Consider the following 14,766-nt stretch of genomic DNA (forward strand, 5'->3'; position numbering starts at 1 on the left):
AAAGGCATCTGTATATTGCTGTTTTTTGAAGGAATGATTCTAAAAATTGGATGCCTGGCAAGGGGATGCAGATGGACTATCGGTATTTTCTGGCGGTGATCGATGCGGGCTCCCTGGCCGCGGCGGGGGAGCGTTTGCACATCGCCCCCAGCGCGGTGAGCCGGCAGATCGCCCTACTGGAAGAGAGCGTTGGCGTGGCGCTGTTCGAGCGGCGCCCGCGGGGCATGCAACTCACCGCCGCTGGCGAAGCCCTGGCCGAACACGCCCGGCGCACCTGGCTGGAACAGGAGAACATCCTCGCCGAACTGCGGGGCGAGGGTTACCCGGGGGCCAAGGTGATCCGCCTGGTATCCACCGAGGGCCTGTCGCGGTATTTCCTGCCCCGGGTGCTGCTGGAGCATTACCGCCTGCGGCCCGGAGCCGAGTACCGCCTGGACGTGATCTCGCCCCACGAGTGCGTGCAGCGCATTCGCCGGGGCGAGGCGGACGTGGGGCTGACCTTCAGCACCGAGCCGGTGGAGGGGGTCAACGTGTGCTACTCGATCCGCTCGCCGATTCGCGCCCTGATGCGCGCCGGGCATCCGCTGGCCAGCGCCGGGGTGCTGTCACTGGAGCAGGTGCAGGCGTTTCCCGTGGCCTTGACGCCCAAGGGCACCACACAGCGGCAATTGCTGGACCTGGTGTGCCAGATGGACGGCCTGAGCTTCGATCAGGTGATGACCTGCAACTTCTCCGGGGCCCTGCATGAGTTTGTGCGCCAGTCCGACACGGTGGCCTTTGCCAGCGCCATCAGCGGCGAAGGGCAGGGGATGGATGGGCTGGTATCGGTGCCCCTGTCCAACCCGCGCTTGGGCGATCGGGACATTCAGGTGCTGACCATGCCCAAGCGGGTATTGCCAGAAAGCCTGGCGTTCTTTATCGACACCTTGATTGCGCGGTTGCAGAAAGAGGGCTGAGGGAGGCTGCTGACCGTTCTCGCCGAGCCGGACACACTCAGGGCACTGGGTGAGTTCCTGATCAACGCTTCAGCTGACATGGCGGCCAATGGCCTGGAGCATGTGCACCTGCAAGACGTGATCGAGCACTTCTCGCACCAGCAGCATGTGGATGTGATTGCCCTCAACCGGGCTGTGATCAAGCCTGCCTGAGGCAGCGCCGTGCCCGGCCCGGCTACATGTTGCGAATCCTCTCGTCGGCCCTGAGCTCGAACTCAAAGCCAATGCCCACGTCATTCAGGGTTTCGGTGACCCGGGCCATGAAGTACTCGGCCTGCGCGGGCAATTCATACAAGCCTATGACCCGGATGATCGGGTACTTGCCATAGGCGCCGGGGATCTCGGTGTAGATCTCGCCACTTTCGATGAAGGCGATGTAGCTGTTGATTTTCTCTTGCAGCACGAGCAAGTGCTCGCCTTGTTCCGCTTTGTCGCCCCATTCGAGGTGGTCGGTCATCACCAGTAGCAGGTCGTTGGGAGCCTCCTTGGAGATCCCCCAGAAATCGATGACTTTGGGATTGGTGACGGACATGGCTGATCCTTCAGGCGGCGGGGGTGGGGATTGTATTACGTGCCCCGGGGTTAGTGGCGGTGCTGTTGCGCGTGCGGCATGGATGGGCATGCAGCGCACGATGCAGGAACTGTTCTAGTGACCGGGCCGGGCCCTGATGGCGAGAACCGCCCCGGCGATTTTCCAACAACCGTTGCGTAATGGATATTTGGCCATAGGATGTGCGCGTTCCCGATGATGATCGGGCCCCCATCGTCGTGATCCTTTACTCAGTTTCAAGGTTGCTGCATGAATCCGGATGACTTCAAGAAATTCAATATCGGCTCCATTGTTCGGGCCACTCAAAGCTCTGCTGCGCTCAAACACCAGCTCGGATTCCTGATCAGGGTTCTGGAGGAACTGGATATCCAGTTCTCCGACTGCGAGCAGGATCCTCTGCGCCTGGCGAAAGCCTATGTTGCCGGGGAAATTCCTGCTGAACGCTGCAAGGCGCAGGCTGCACTCTGGTGGGCAAAAATCGATGAGCAAGGGGCAATACGAGGGTTCAAGGATCGGGAGGTATTGAAGGCACGACTGGCCATTTGTCTGCTGTCGAATGATGAGGACGATATTTCCGTGTTGGGAGATAACCTCTCGTGGTTTCTTGAGGTGTTGGGTTTCTTGAAAGTGGAACCGATGAAGCCAATTGAAATGATGAGAGAGTATTTCGAGTTCAAATAGAAGTTCATTCGCGCCCGGCTCGCTCTCGGTGCCCTGGCCGGCAGCCTGACGACAGGCAAGACCCCATGCGTTTTGCTGGCTCCCACCGTCACGCTGGCGGGGTGCTCGACGCGTTTTCCATGAGCCGCATGTGGATTTCATTGCGCTTGATCGGGCGCTGATCCTGCCTGCACAAGGTGTTCCTGCGCGCGGCTCAATCGGCGAGCGCGCAGGGGGCGAGCTACAGGCTGGGAGCCTCTTCGTTCACTTTCAGCTCGAAATCGAAGCCGATGCTCCGTTCATGGAGGATCTCGGTAATGCGTTTGAAAAACCAATCGACTTGCTCGGGCAGTTCGTGCAAACCCAGTACCCGGATAATCAGGTGCTTGCCGCAGGCATCGGGAATTTCGCTGTAGATCTCTTCACTTTCGATGAAGGTGATGTAGGTGTTGATCTTCTCTTGCAGCAGGAGCAGGTGTTCGCTGTGTGCCGCTTCGTCACCCCATTCGAGGGGGTCGACCATGATCAACAGCAGGCTGTCGGGCGCGGATTTGGGGATGGCCCAGATATCGATGACTTTTGGATTGGTGATGGACATTGCTGATCCTTCAGAACGTGGGGGTGGCGGCATTATAGGCCGTAGCGATGGGTTTCTTCAGTGGGCAATCGGTGGTCGCGGTTCCGGCCCGTGGGCGAGGCCAGGGTGGGCTGCCGGGGCTTGCCCCGTTCAGGCGCAACCTGATCGAGCGGCGGCGTGCTCTTTTCAATAGCGGCCTGATCGACGGTAGTGACAAAACGCCATCATCTGCTATGGCTTGTTAGGCCCCCCGTGGATAGATGCCGGGCTCCAGGTGCCATTGCCCAGAAAAATCGAGACGGCGCGGGCCGCGTTATTCGACTTAACTGATGCTCACCCGCCAAGGGGGACATGGGCGCAGGAGGACCCAGTGGGGCCTGCGATCCCGACAGGCCTGGATTGACCCGAGTGAGTATCGACGTTGCCGTGCCGGGTGGGCCGCTAACCCAGTCGTCGGCTTGTTTGCAGCTCTCTGACACTCAGTCGATAGCGTGGAATGACAGCAGGGAAGTACCGACCATTCTATTAGAGAGATAAAAAATGAACGTCAGGACAATGAATCTTGCTCCAAGGTCTGCCGCCTTTTTCTCGCTCATTGTCCTGGTGGTGTTCGCCCTGGGCATTGTCGCCGTGCTGCAAATGGGCAAGCTGCGAGACGCGGAGCAGGATGTCGAGACCAACTGGATGACCAGCATCCGCGAGATCGGCAAGATGAAGAGCAGCGTCTTGCGCCTGCGTCTGGAAAGCATCCGCATCACCGTGACCACCGACGAACAGCAGCGCCAGACCCGCATCGCCTCGTTGAGCGGTTATCGATCCAACCTGCAGAACACCATCAACCAGTACGAACCCCTGATCACCGGGCCGGCGGAGCGTGAGCTGTACCAGGCTGTAGCGACCGATGTGCAGGCCTACTTCAAGCTGGTGGACGAGCTGGAGCCGCTGCTGCGCAGTGGCGACAACGCCGCGGCCATCACCCTGATCAACACCCGCATCAGCCCCATGACCAACGCCATGCAGGAGAAGATGGACAAACTCTCGGACTTCAACGACGAGGGCGCCAGGCAGGCGGGGATCACTGCCGAGTCGGTTTACAGCAGTGGCCTGACGCTGGTGCTGGTGTTGATGGGGGTGACGGTGGTGCTCACCGTGGTGTTGGCGGCGGTGCTGACCCGCAGCATCACCGCGCCCATCAGCGACGCCCTGGCCGTGGCCGAACGCATTGCCGGCAGCGACCTGTCCCGGGAGATCGGCGTCAGTGGCCGCGATGAAGCCGGCCGCCTGCTGGCCGCCCTGGCGCAGATGCAGACCAACCTGCGGGAAACCATCGCTCACATCGCCGATTCCTCCACCCAACTGGCCTCGGCCTCGGAAGAAATGACCGCCGTGACCGAAGACGCCAGCCGCGGGCTGGTGCGCCAGAACGACGAAGTCAGCCAGGCGGCCACCGCGGTGACCGAAATGAGCGCCGCGGTGGACGAGGTGGCCCGCAACGCCGAAGCCGCCGCCCAGTCGTCCCGCGAGTCCATGGAGTTCACCCGCTCCGGCATCGAGAACGTGGCCCAGACCCTCAAGGCCATCGAAGGCCTGGCCGGCAACGTCGCCACCACTGGCGAGCAGGTCAAGGCGCTGTCCAGCCGCGCCCAGGACATCAGCAAAGTGGTGGAAGTGATTCGCGCCATTGCCGAACAGACCAACCTGCTGGCCCTCAACGCCGCCATCGAAGCGGCGCGGGCCGGCGAGCAGGGCCGCGGCTTTGCGGTGGTGGCCGATGAAGTGCGGGCCCTGGCCCACCGCACCCAGCAGTCGACCCAGGAAATCGAACAGATGATCACCGCGATCCAGGCCGACTCGACCCACGCGGTGAGCGCCATGAACGTCAGCGCCGAGATGGCCAGCAGCTCGATCTCCGTGGCGCAGAACGCCGACCTGTCCCTCAAGCAGATCGCCCAGGCGATTACCCAGATCAACGAACGCAACCTGCTGATTGCCACCGCCTCGGAAGAACAGGCCCAGGTGGCGCGCGAGGCGGACCAGAACCTGACCAGCATTCGCGAGCTGTCGATCCAGAGCTCGGCGGGGGCCAGCCAGACGGCCAGCGCCTGCGGGGAGATGGCCAATCTGGCGATCGAGTTGAACCGGCTGGTGGCGCGGTTCAAGGTTTGAGCGCGGTTTTTTGCCCTACGGTGGTCTGGTTCCTCCGTAGGAGCTAGCTTGCCAGCGAAGGCGCCGGCCCAGGCGCTGCATGACTTAACGGCCGCTTCGCCGGCAAGCCGGCTCCTACCCGACGGCGTTCTGCGTTCGTGCTGTGCGCTCTTGAATCTGTGCTTAGCGCCCGAGCTTTTCCAGCGCCGCATCCGCCAGAAAGGACGACCGGCTCTTGATGTTGTGCGCTCGGACAAAGCGGTCGATCTGCTGAATCACGTACCCCGGCAAGGTCACGTTGACCTTCTCGGTCTTGCCCAGGTAAGGCGTGATGTCGATCTCCAGCATGCCCCAGCCCATCCCCTGGTAATCAGGATGGGCGCGGTGCGTTTGGGTGGCAGAGGGCAGGGGAATGGCCTGCCCGGCGCGGGCCAGCTCTTCGAGCATGAGGTGGGCAATCTCGACGGCGGCGCTGTAGGCGGCCTCGAAGGTGTCGCCGGCGGTGACCGCGCCGGGAATGTCGGGAATCTGGATGCCGGTGGCCGTGTGCTCGTCGCCCCACTCGATGCAGATGGGATATTGCACGGGGATCTCCTCAAAACAGATGCGAAGGGTGATGGGCGCTAGAGCAGCCCGGCCAGTTTCCTGATGGCCCGGACCGTTCCCCGTGGCAGATCCTTCTTCGGATGCGGCACGGGAACGGTGTTGGGCCGGTAGGGATGCTGGAACAGATGATGGCTGCCGGTGACTCGCTCCAGCACCCAGCCTGCGGCTTCAAGCTCCTTGATCAACAGTCTGCTTTGCACCTCCATCTCCTGGTCGGGGTGAGAGGTGCTTTATAACTCCAGGCGCATGATAGCGCAGGTTGAATTGTGTGTCTGGAGTTATGTATCTTGCTTTTGCTAGGCAGGCTTCTCCTTCAGGCCGCCAAGGGGTCTTTGCGCCCCTTCAGATTGAACGCTGGTTGACCCGGGCCATCAGTTGCTCGGCGCTTTCCTTGCGCTCGGAATAGCGGTCCACCAGAAACGCCTGGCGGTCGCGCAGCAGCACGGTGAACTTCACTAGCTCTTCCATCACATCCACCACCCGGTCGTAGAACGGCGAAGGCTTCATCCGCCCGGCGTCGTCGAACTCCATGTAGGCCTTGGGCACCGAGGATTGGTTGGGGATGGTGAACATGCGCATCCAGCGCCCGAGCACGCGCAACTGATTGACCACGTTGAACGACTGGGAGCCGCCGCAGACCTGCATCACTGCCAGGGTTTTGCCCTGGGTCGGACGCACCGCGCCGAGCTCCAGCGGAACCCAGTCGATCTGCGCCTTGAACACCGCCGACATCGCCCCGTGGCGTTCTGGCGAACACCAGACCTGGCCTTCTGACCACAGCACCAGCTCCCGCAGTTCCTGGACCTTGGGATGGTCCGCCGGGGCATCGTCGGGCAAGGGCAAGCCGGAGGGGTTGAAGATCCGCGTCTGGGCACCGAAATGCTCCAGCAGGCGCGCGGCCTCTTCGACCAGCAGCCGGCTGAAGGAGCGTTCGCGGGTGGAACCGTAGAGCAACAGGATGCGCGGCTTGTGCTCGTCTGGCGTCGAAGTGGGCGCGCCATCGAACAGGCGCAAATCCAGGTTGGGCAGGTGCTCGGACATGGGGCCTCCTTAAAGCGTGCCGATGCGATCAAGCTCGGTCTTGAGCTGATCGCGGCTGAGGTGGTCGAAGGGCAGTGCGAAGAAGGCTGCGCAGCGCTGTTCGATCTGCGCCTGGGTGGCGCGGAACGCGGCGTCGATCGCTGCCTCTTCACCGCGCACATCGGACGGGTCCGCCAGCCCCCAATGGGCCTTCAGCGCCGGGCCGAAATACACCGGGCAGCTTTCACCGGCCGCCTTGTCGCAGACGGTGATGACGATATCCGGCGGGTTGTCGGCGAAGGCGTCATTGCCCTTGCTGTACAGGCCGTCGGTGGCGATGCCGGCCTGCTGCAAGGTCGACAGGCTGCGGGGCAGCACCTGGCCCTTGGGGAAGCTGCCGGCGCTGAGCGCCGCGAACCCCTTGGGCGCCAGATGGTTGAACAGGGCTTCGCAAAGAATGCTGCGGCAACTGTTGGCCGTGCACATGAACAGGACTCGCATGGGGGGCTCCTGCCGCTTTGGGCGGCTGTCAGAGGCTCAGGCGCAGGGCCAGGGCCGAAAGGGTGACCAGCAGAACCGGGAGGGTCAGCAGCACGCCGACCTTGAAGTAATACCCCCAGGTGATGCGCAGGCCCTTGCGCTCCAGCACGTGCAGCCAGAGCAGCGTGGCGAGGCTGCCGATGGGGGTGATTTTCGGGCCCAGGTCGCAGCCGATGACGTTGGCGTAGATCATCGCCTCGCGTACCAGCCCCTGCGCCTCGCTGGCCTGAATCGACAGTGCGCTGATCAGCACGCTGGGCATGTTGTTCATCACCGAGGACAGCAGCGCCGACAGCAGGCCGGTGCCCAGGGTGGCGCTCCACAGCCCCTGTTCGGCCAGGCGGTTCAGCACCTGGGCCAGCAGGTCCGTCAGGCCGGCATTCTTCAGGCCGTACACCACCAGGTACATGCCCAGCGAGAACACCACGATCTGCCACGGCGCCTCGCGCAGCACCCGGCGCGTGGAGATCCGGTGGCCCTTGGCGGCGACGGCAAACAGCAGTGCGGCACAGGCCGCCGCCACGGCGCTGATGGGGATGCCCAGGGGCTCCAGGGCGAACAGCCCGACCAGCAGCATCAGCAGGGTCCAGCCCCCGACCCTGAAGGTGGCCCGGTCACGGATCGCCGTGCAAGGTTCCGGCAACGCATCCAGGGCATAGCGTGGCGGCAGGTCCTTGCGGAAATAGAGGAACAGCACCAGCAAGGTCATGGCGACACTGGCCAGGCTCACCGGCAGCATCACCGCCGCGTACTCGGCGAACCCCAGCCGGAAGTAGTCGGCGGACACGATATTCACCAGGTTGGACACCACCAGCGGCAGGCTCGCGGTGTCGGCAATGAAGCCCGCGGCCATGACGAAGGCCAGGGTCGCCCCGGGGCTGAAACGCAGCGCCAGCAGCATCGACATGACGATGGGCGTGAGGATCAGCGCTGCGCCGTCATTGGCGAACAGGGCCGACACCGCCGCCCCCAGCAGCACGCAGAAAGCGAACAGCCGATGGCCGCTGCCCCTGGCCCAGCGCGCCACATGCAGGGCGGCCCATTCGAAGAACCCGGCCTCGTCCAGCAGCAGACTGATGATGATCACCGCGATGAAAGTCGCGGTGGCGTTCCAGACAATGGCCCACACCGTGGGAATGTCCTGCAGCGATACCGCGCCCACCGCCAGCGCGATGATTGCGCCGAGCGTGGCGCTCCAACCGACGCCGAGGCCCTTGGGCTGCCAGATGACGAGAATCAGGGTGAAGAGAAAAACAGCCACAGCGACAAACATGCAGGTTCACTCGATAGGGGTCAGCAACAGGCGGCTTCGCGAACGGGGCGGCCATCCATGTTCTGCAGGCGCGCGGCGTTGTCCTTGAGCCAAGCGGCGTTGGCCTTGGCCGTCACCTGCAGAATCTCCCGGACCCAGCCCGGCAACTGGGGGTTGAGGCGGTAATACACCCATTGGCCCTGGCGGCGATCGAGCAGCAAGCCACTGCTGCGCAGTTGCGCCAGGTGGCGGCTGATTTTTGGCTGGCTGTCGTCGAGTGCGCACATCAGCTCGCAGACACACAGCTCACCCTGATCGGCGATCAGCAGAGTGGCGCGCACACGGGTTTCGTCGGCCAGGCTTTTGAAGACTTCGGGAGGCGTGATCATGCTCGCTCCTTATATATGGAAAATCGAATATACGAATATCCATATGTATTGAGCAAGCCAAAATTTTTCGAGGCGCAGGCCTGCGGCGAGGAGCGGCCAGAGGAGCGTGGCTTTTCATGGACGTTGCACGGCCGCCCATTGCACTATTGCGCCGGCCTTTCAGCCACCCATCACCCTCCCGTCGAAGACAGAACCCTCGACGACCCCTTGCCAAGGAAGTCATCAGACCCATGACCGTCAGCGAACTGCTTGCAGCCATTCGTAAACCCTATGTCGAAACCCTGGCGCGTATCGCCGCAGAAGGGGCCGCGCATGTCGAGCCCGCTTACCGCAACAGCGATGGTTCGCTGGCGCTTGAAGGGGCCATGGCCACGCCTTGCCGGGTGGATGTGATTGCGGCCGAGGGCGCTTCGGCCGGCGAGCCGGTGCAGGTCGATTCCGAAACCGAGCTGGGCTTTGAGCCTGTGCGCTTTGCGATCGAGCAGATGGCGGTGGTGATCTCGCCCTTTGGCTGGGACTGGCTGCCGCTGGAGGTGCGGGGCTTGAGCCTGGAACAGGCCTCTGAGGTTATTCGCACCTGGTTCTTTGAATGGTTCGATGGCGAAGATGAAAACCCGCCAACCGAAGAAGGGCTGCAAGGGGTGCTGCACTTTGTGTCGGACCCGGAGGCCACGGAGGAGGGGTACAGGGTCAAGATTGACCTCGGCTCGGCGCCCGAAGAAGCGCTGGAAGCGCTGCTGTTTGCATTGGCCGATGCCGGCGCCAGCGGAGCTTTTCTCGCATAGAGCAGGGGGGAGGCAAAACGGCGACCCCGAGCCGACCTGATATCGCTTCCCCTGTAGGGGCTGGCTTGCCAGCGAAGCTCGCCAACGAAGACGCGGAGCCACCTTCTTACCGCGTGCACCTGGGGGCGGGTGGCGGCCAACCCGGCATCCTGCCGGGTTGGCCACGGCTCAATGCCTGCCTTCGACCCTCCTGTGCGCAGGGGCAGGAAGATCAACAGCCAACACCGCCAACGATGGCTTCGCTCTCAGAGCTTCATGCCCACCGCCAGCCGGTTGAAGGCATTCATCAAGGACACGGCCAAGGTCAGGTCGGAAATTTCAACGTCGCTAAAGTGCGCTTTCAGCGGTTCGTAGAGCTCGTCCGGCGCGCCCTTGTCGTGGACGTAGGTGAGGGTTTCGGTCCAGGCCAGCGCGGCGCGCTCGCGTTCGCTGAACAGTTCGCTGACGCGCCAGCCGGCCAGGCAATCCAGCTTGTCTTGCGCCACGCCACACTCGCGCAGGGTCTGTGAGTGCTTGCCCAGGCAGAACGAGCAGCCGTTGATCTGCGACACGCGCAAAAACACCAGTTCCACCAGGGGCAAGCCCAGCGGGCTTGCGACCAGGGCGGTGTTGGTGGCGAGCAGGCCTTGATAGGCGGCTGGCGACAGGGTGGCAAAGGGCAGTCTGAGTTGGCTCATGGTGAAACTCCGATAGGGAAAAAAGTGATCAGGCACAAACGAGAGGGTTGAACAGGGGCTGCAAGGACAGTGCGCTGCGGGCCTCGTCGAGGGTTGCACGCACGGCCTCGTCACCGAACACCAACCCTTGCAGATAAGTGAACTGCAGGTCGAACAGGCCGAGGGTGTTCAGCACCTGGCGCAGGTAAGGCGTGAGAAAATCCGGTTGGCGTGCCCGTTCGCCCTGGTGAAAGCCGCCGGAACTCACTAGCACATGCACCGGGCGGTCCTTGAGCAGGCCGACCTTGCCTTCCGGGCCGGAGCTGAAGGTGCGGTGAATGCGCAGCACGTAGTCGATCCACAGCTTGAGCGCGGCCGGCAGGGTGAAGTTGTGCATGGGCGTGGCAATGAGCAGGGCATCGCTGCGCTCCAACTCGCCGATCAGCCCTTCGGACACCTCGAACAGTGGCGCGTCGAAGGGCGTGGGGGTGGTCAGGGCGTGGGCGTAGTCCATGCCCAGGGGTGGCAACGGATTGGCCCCCAGATCGCGCTCGACCAGTTCGAGGTGCGGATAGCGTTGGCGCAGGGAACTCACCAGTTCCAGTGCCAACTGGTTGCCATGGGAAACCTGCCCACGGGGGCTGGCGTTGATCAGTAGAAGGTTGTTCATGCCGGCTCCCCACCTTGAAGTCGCTGAGTGAAATGCATGCCACGGGCCAGCAACCCCTGACGGAAATAGAAACGCTGGGCCAGGGGCATATGCAGGCCGGTATCCAGCACCAGGTGATCGCATTGACGCTGCACGGCCTCCTCCCGCACGGCGCTCAACAGCCGCGCACCCAAGCCGCTGCGCTGAAGGTCGGGGCTCACGACCAGGTCATCGACGTAGATGAAGCGCCCGTAGAGCAGGTTTTCCAGCTCGCGGTAACCCGCCAGGCCGACGATGCGCTCAGCGTCCCACACGGCGAGCAAGCGGTAGCCCTGCTCGGTTTGCCGGGCTACTTGGGCGACATAGGCCGCCGGGCTGGTGAGGTGCGGGCGCAAGACACGCATCAAGTCGAAACTGGCCGCCAGGGCCGCTTCGCTTTCGAGGTGTTGAAGGGTGTAGGGCATGTCCGTCATCCGCTGAAAAGAGATGAGCCACTTTAGAAGGTCAATGGCTTAAGCTATAGGGCCAAAAAATGCATAAATGACTAGGCCATGATCCTTCCTTTCGAATTGGACCGCAGCCAGACGGCGCCGATCTATCGCCAGCTTTACCAGCGGTTTCGCGAGTCTATCGCCGATGGCCGCCTGCGTCCTGGAGACCGAGTGCCGGCGGTTCGCGCCTTGGCGGCGGAACTCAACCTGGCGCGGGGCACCGTGGAAGCGGCCTACCAGCTGCTGATAGGCGAGGGCTACCTGACTGCTCGCGGGGCCGCCGGGACCATTGTCACGCCGCAACTGGCACCGGTTTCGGCGCCCACGCAGCGCGCCCCAGTGGCCCCCACGACCTACCAGGCCACCCATGCCGGCACCTCGCCCCTGGCCCTGCAAATGGGCCTGCCAGCGCTGGATGCCTTTCCGCGCAAGCTCTGGACCCGCCTGGCGGGCCGGCAACTGCGCCAGGCGGGCGTCGAAGGCCTGGTCTACCCGGACGCGCGCGGCTACGCCCCGTTGCGGGCGGCCATTGCCTCCTACCTGGGGATTTCCCGGGGCATCAGCTGCCACCCGGAGCAGATTTTCGTCTGCGCCGGCTACCGCGCCTGCCTCGACTTGATCAGCCACACGCTGATGCGCCCGGGCGCCACCTGCTGGCTGGAAGAGCCCGGCTACTTCATGGCCAGGAGCGCGCTGCTGGAAGCCGGCGCACAGTTGGTGCCGGTGCCCGTGGACGATCAAGGCCTGGACGTCGCCCAAGGCATCGCCCGCGCCCCGGAGGCCGGCTTTGCCGTGGTCACCCCGACCCACCAGAGCCCGCTGGGGGTGTCGCTGTCCCTGCCGCGGCGCCTGGCCCTGCTGGACTGGGCCAACCGGCAGGGCAGCTGGATCATCGAGGACGACTACGACAGCGAATACCGCTACCAGGGCAAGCCCTTGCCGGCGCTCAAGAGCCTCGACCAGCAAGGTCGCGTGCTCTACACCGGCACCTTCAGCAAAGTCCTGTTTCCAGGCCTGCGCCTGGCCTACCTGGTGGTGCCCACCGAACAGACCCCAGCGTTCGCCCGCCAGGCGGATCGTTTGCACAACCACTGCCCGCACCTGCAGCAGGCGACGGTCGCGGCCTTTCTCAACGAGGGGCACTTTGCCCGGCACTTGAACAAAATGCGCGGCCTGTATGCGCGTCGGCGGCAGTGGCTGGTGGAGGCGTTGCACCAGGCGTTGGGGGGGCGTTTGCAGATAGACCCACAGGCGGGGGGCATGCATGTGGTGGCTGGGCTGGGGGAGGGGGACGATGTGCAGATTGCCCGGCGGGCTCGGGCGGTGGGGATTGCGGTGGAGCCGTTGTCGCAGTGGTATCTGGGGGGCGGGGGGAGGCAGGGATTGGTGATGGGGTTTACCAATGTGGTCAGTGCGGAGCAGGCGGTGAGCGTGGCGGTGCGGTTGGGGCGGGTGATTGGGTGAGGTGGGGGTTGTGGCCGCTGAGGCTGGAGTCTCTCCTATGGCAGCGCTCACCATTTGGCAGGCCACACCCCTGTGGCAAGGGAGCTTGCTCCCGCTGGGTTGCGCAGCAACCACAACCGGCCTCACACCGCTCGGCCTGCTCTCTGCAGCCGCTTTCAGCGTCCGAGCTTTTCCAGCGCGGCATCGGCCAGGAAGGACGAACGGCTCTTGATGTTGTGCTCGCGGACAAAGCGGTCGATTTGCTGGATGACATAACCCGGCAGGGTCACGTTGACCTTTTCGGTCTTGCCCAGGTAAGGCGTGATGTCGATCTCCAGCATGCCCCAGCCCATGCCCGCGAACTCGGGGTTGGCGCGGTGCTTGCGGGTGGGAGAGGGCAGGGGGATGGCGTGCCCCGCTCGGGCCAGCTCTTCGAGCATGACGTGGGCAATCTCGATGGCGGCGCTGTAGGCGGTTTCGAAGGTGTCGCCGGCGGTGACTGCGCCGGGAATATCAGGAATCTGGATGCCGGTGGCGGTGTGTTCGTCGCCCCATTCGATGCAGATGGGATATTGCACGGGGATCTCCTCAATAGGTGCGAAGGTGGCGGGAGCTAGATCAGTTCAGCCAGTTTTCTGATGGCCCTGACCGTACCCCGTGGCAGATCCTTCTTCGGGTGAGGCGCCGGAACGGTGTTGGGCCTGTAAGGATGCTTGAACAGATGATGGCTTTCGGTGACTCGCTCCAGCACCCATCCTGTGGCTTCAAGCTCCTTGATCAACTGTCTGCTTTGCACCTCCATCTCCTTATCGGGGCGAGAGGTGCTTTATAACTCCAGGCGCATAATGGCGCAGGTTGAATTGTCTGTCTGGAGTTATGTGTCGGGACATGTCGTTCCGGGTGGTTTTTGGCCTTGGACGGTTGGGCTGGCCGTTCAGGGAGGCTTGGGTGTCGAGGTAGAAAATGGCGCCGTCATAGCAACTTTGCCAGCAGGCCGCGAAACGCTTGCACACCTCAAAGCGCTGATCCAGATCGGCCATGCGTGACTGATGTGCGCTCAGTGTTTCCTTCAGCAGTGCTTGCTGGGCTCGGTAGCAGCAAGTCCCTTATCAGCCTACGCATCGCTGGTCAGGTGCGACGCGTAATTGGCAGCCCATCGGCGCCGTCACACTTAATCCAGAAGGGAAGTAACAGGCCCTGAAAACAGTGACAGAACAATACGACTGACGTAATAACAAATTTGCAAAGCGCTGGTGGCGAGTGTAGAAGGTGGAAAAATTTCAGAAAGTTCTGAAGTATATTTAAAAAATAAATAGTAGATGGAGATGATGATGGCTGAAGGGAATCAGGCTATTGGGGAAGTGTGGGCGTTAGTTGTTGGTGGTAGTGGCATTCATGGAACTAATGATTGTCTTTTTTGCCCCCGTTTACTTGCCGATCAGCACGGCATGAGTGCTCTCTGTTACGCCCGTGTGTACAGGGTGGCGTATGCGTGAGTTCATGACATTCGATGCGGCGGAACCTGCTTTAGTTGCCCGTAGGCGCATCGCCCGTGCTTTGTGTTCCTCCATCAGCAATAACCCTGATGGTCGGGAGCCGCTTTATAAACTCCTGTTCGGGTCAGTGGGTGAGGGGTTTGAACAGTGGGGCAATTTCTTTTGTGAGTTTGGTTCGAACATAAACATTGGTGACGGTGTTTTTATTAACGCCAATGGGGTGTTCCTCGATGCGTTTGAAATAAACATCGGGAACCGTGTGTTTATCGGGCCTCATGTCGGTATTTATACCTCTAACCATGCCAAGGATCTTGAGCAGCGGCGTCGTTATATAGAATCGGGTGCACCTGTAGTCATTGAAGATGATGTATGGATTGGCGGCGGCGCAACAATCTTGCCGGGCGTCACAGTGGGTAAGGGGTCAATTATCGGTGCGGGTGCTGTCGTGGCAAAGTCGGTTCCGCCACACAGTAAAGTGCTGGGCGCTGGTTCTCAGGTTTATCCGATCTAAT

20 protein-coding genes are annotated in these 14,766 nt (G+C 62.4%); 7 read left to right on the top strand and 13 right to left on the bottom strand.

Going from position 1 to position 14,766, the window contains the following annotated elements:
* The first annotated feature begins 71 nt into the window (after positions 1-71).
* A complete protein-coding gene (locus tag KI242_RS11585) occupies positions 72-956 on the top strand; it encodes a LysR family transcriptional regulator (protein WP_011060477.1) in 885 nt (294 codons plus the stop codon).
* A gap of 214 nt (positions 957-1,170) precedes the next feature.
* On the opposite strand, the gene KI242_RS11590 is transcribed toward KI242_RS11585, so the two are convergent.
* The gene (locus KI242_RS11590; RefSeq protein ID WP_015634966.1) at positions 1,171-1,527 is read right to left on the bottom strand and encodes a DUF6572 domain-containing protein; all 357 of its coding nucleotides are present in this window, start codon (positions 1,525-1,527) and stop codon (positions 1,171-1,173) included.
* A gap of 267 nt (positions 1,528-1,794) precedes the next feature.
* On the opposite strand from KI242_RS11590, the gene KI242_RS11595 reads away from it, so the two are divergent.
* The gene (locus KI242_RS11595) at positions 1,795-2,226 is read left to right on the top strand and encodes a hypothetical protein (RefSeq protein WP_011060480.1); all 432 of its coding nucleotides are present in this window, start codon (positions 1,795-1,797) and stop codon (positions 2,224-2,226) included.
* Positions 2,227-2,446: 220 nt separating this feature from the next.
* Here the strand turns inward: KI242_RS11595 and KI242_RS11600 are convergent, their stop codons facing one another.
* Positions 2,447-2,803 (bottom strand): DUF6572 domain-containing protein, encoded by a 357-nt coding sequence (locus KI242_RS11600; protein ID WP_015634967.1) that lies wholly within the window; start codon positions 2,801-2,803, stop codon positions 2,447-2,449.
* 519 nt (positions 2,804-3,322) lie between these two features.
* On the opposite strand from KI242_RS11600, the gene KI242_RS11605 reads away from it, so the two are divergent.
* The gene (locus KI242_RS11605) at positions 3,323-4,948 is read left to right on the top strand and encodes a methyl-accepting chemotaxis protein (RefSeq protein ID WP_212806163.1); all 1,626 of its coding nucleotides are present in this window, start codon (positions 3,323-3,325) and stop codon (positions 4,946-4,948) included.
* Between the two features lie 162 nt (positions 4,949-5,110).
* Here the strand turns inward: KI242_RS11605 and KI242_RS11610 are convergent, their stop codons facing one another.
* From KI242_RS11610 to KI242_RS11635, 6 genes are all read right to left on the bottom strand, one after another.
* On the bottom strand, positions 5,111-5,512 hold the full coding sequence (locus tag KI242_RS11610; RefSeq protein WP_077933771.1) for a type II toxin-antitoxin system HicB family antitoxin: 402 nt from the start codon (positions 5,510-5,512) through the stop codon (positions 5,111-5,113).
* 38 nt (positions 5,513-5,550) lie between these two features.
* Positions 5,551-5,733 carry a type II toxin-antitoxin system HicA family toxin gene (locus KI242_RS11615; RefSeq protein WP_077935001.1) on the bottom strand — a complete coding sequence of 61 codons (183 nt, stop codon included), beginning with the start codon at positions 5,731-5,733 and terminating at the stop codon, positions 5,551-5,553.
* A 142-nt stretch (positions 5,734-5,875) separates the two neighbouring features.
* A complete protein-coding gene (gene arsH, locus KI242_RS11620; RefSeq protein ID WP_041117166.1) occupies positions 5,876-6,574 on the bottom strand; it encodes an arsenical resistance protein ArsH in 699 nt (232 codons plus the stop codon).
* A 9-nt stretch (positions 6,575-6,583) separates the two neighbouring features.
* Positions 6,584-7,054, bottom strand: a complete 471-nt coding sequence (locus KI242_RS11625; protein WP_015634973.1) for an arsenate reductase ArsC — start codon at positions 7,052-7,054, stop codon at positions 6,584-6,586.
* Positions 7,055-7,082: 28 nt separating this feature from the next.
* Positions 7,083-8,366 (bottom strand): arsenic transporter, encoded by a 1,284-nt coding sequence (locus KI242_RS11630; protein WP_212806164.1) that lies wholly within the window; start codon positions 8,364-8,366, stop codon positions 7,083-7,085.
* Positions 8,367-8,386: 20 nt separating this feature from the next.
* On the bottom strand, positions 8,387-8,734 hold the full coding sequence (locus tag KI242_RS11635; protein WP_015634975.1) for a metalloregulator ArsR/SmtB family transcription factor: 348 nt from the start codon (positions 8,732-8,734) through the stop codon (positions 8,387-8,389).
* 230 nt (positions 8,735-8,964) lie between these two features.
* On the opposite strand from KI242_RS11635, the gene KI242_RS11640 reads away from it, so the two are divergent.
* Positions 8,965-9,519: a hypothetical protein gene (locus KI242_RS11640; RefSeq protein WP_212806165.1), complete on the top strand. Its 555-nt coding sequence runs from the start codon at positions 8,965-8,967 to the stop codon at positions 9,517-9,519.
* A 245-nt stretch (positions 9,520-9,764) separates the two neighbouring features.
* Here KI242_RS11640 and KI242_RS11645 read toward each other — a convergent pair whose 3' ends face one another.
* The 3 genes from KI242_RS11645 to KI242_RS11655 are packed head-to-tail and all read right to left on the bottom strand — an operon-like array spanning position 9,765 to position 11,288.
* A complete protein-coding gene (locus KI242_RS11645; RefSeq protein ID WP_011060488.1) occupies positions 9,765-10,196 on the bottom strand; it encodes a carboxymuconolactone decarboxylase family protein in 432 nt (143 codons plus the stop codon).
* A 28-nt stretch (positions 10,197-10,224) separates the two neighbouring features.
* Positions 10,225-10,845: an NAD(P)H-dependent oxidoreductase gene (locus tag KI242_RS11650; RefSeq protein ID WP_103408227.1), complete on the bottom strand. Its 621-nt coding sequence runs from the start codon at positions 10,843-10,845 to the stop codon at positions 10,225-10,227.
* Positions 10,842-11,288 (bottom strand): GNAT family N-acetyltransferase, encoded by a 447-nt coding sequence (locus KI242_RS11655; RefSeq protein WP_123430368.1) that lies wholly within the window; start codon positions 11,286-11,288, stop codon positions 10,842-10,844. The genes KI242_RS11650 and KI242_RS11655 overlap by 4 nt, the downstream gene beginning before the upstream one ends.
* Positions 11,289-11,375: 87 nt before the next feature.
* Here KI242_RS11655 and KI242_RS11660 point away from each other — a divergent pair, with 87 nt between their 5' ends.
* Positions 11,376-12,779 carry a PLP-dependent aminotransferase family protein gene (locus KI242_RS11660; RefSeq protein ID WP_212806166.1) on the top strand — a complete coding sequence of 468 codons (1,404 nt, stop codon included), beginning with the start codon at positions 11,376-11,378 and terminating at the stop codon, positions 12,777-12,779.
* 155 nt (positions 12,780-12,934) lie between these two features.
* On the opposite strand, the gene KI242_RS11665 is transcribed toward KI242_RS11660, so the two are convergent.
* On the bottom strand, positions 12,935-13,336 hold the full coding sequence (locus tag KI242_RS11665) for a type II toxin-antitoxin system HicB family antitoxin (protein WP_182999911.1): 402 nt from the start codon (positions 13,334-13,336) through the stop codon (positions 12,935-12,937).
* Positions 13,337-13,371: 35 nt separating this feature from the next.
* Positions 13,372-13,554: a type II toxin-antitoxin system HicA family toxin gene (locus KI242_RS11670; protein WP_041752740.1), complete on the bottom strand. Its 183-nt coding sequence runs from the start codon at positions 13,552-13,554 to the stop codon at positions 13,372-13,374.
* A 49-nt stretch (positions 13,555-13,603) separates the two neighbouring features.
* On the opposite strand from KI242_RS11670, the gene KI242_RS11675 reads away from it, so the two are divergent.
* Both KI242_RS11675 and KI242_RS11680 read left to right on the top strand, forming a co-directional pair.
* Positions 13,604-13,804 carry a hypothetical protein gene (locus KI242_RS11675; RefSeq protein WP_212806167.1) on the top strand — a complete coding sequence of 67 codons (201 nt, stop codon included), beginning with the start codon at positions 13,604-13,606 and terminating at the stop codon, positions 13,802-13,804.
* 442 nt (positions 13,805-14,246) lie between these two features.
* A complete protein-coding gene (locus tag KI242_RS11680; RefSeq protein ID WP_053150430.1) occupies positions 14,247-14,765 on the top strand; it encodes a sugar O-acetyltransferase in 519 nt (172 codons plus the stop codon).
* The last annotated feature ends 1 nt before the right edge of the window (position 14,766 follow it).

Origin of the sequence: Pseudomonas sp. Eqa60, from assembly GCF_018326405.1 — a bacterium.
Lineage (GTDB): Bacteria > Pseudomonadota > Gammaproteobacteria > Pseudomonadales > Pseudomonadaceae > Aquipseudomonas > Aquipseudomonas protegens.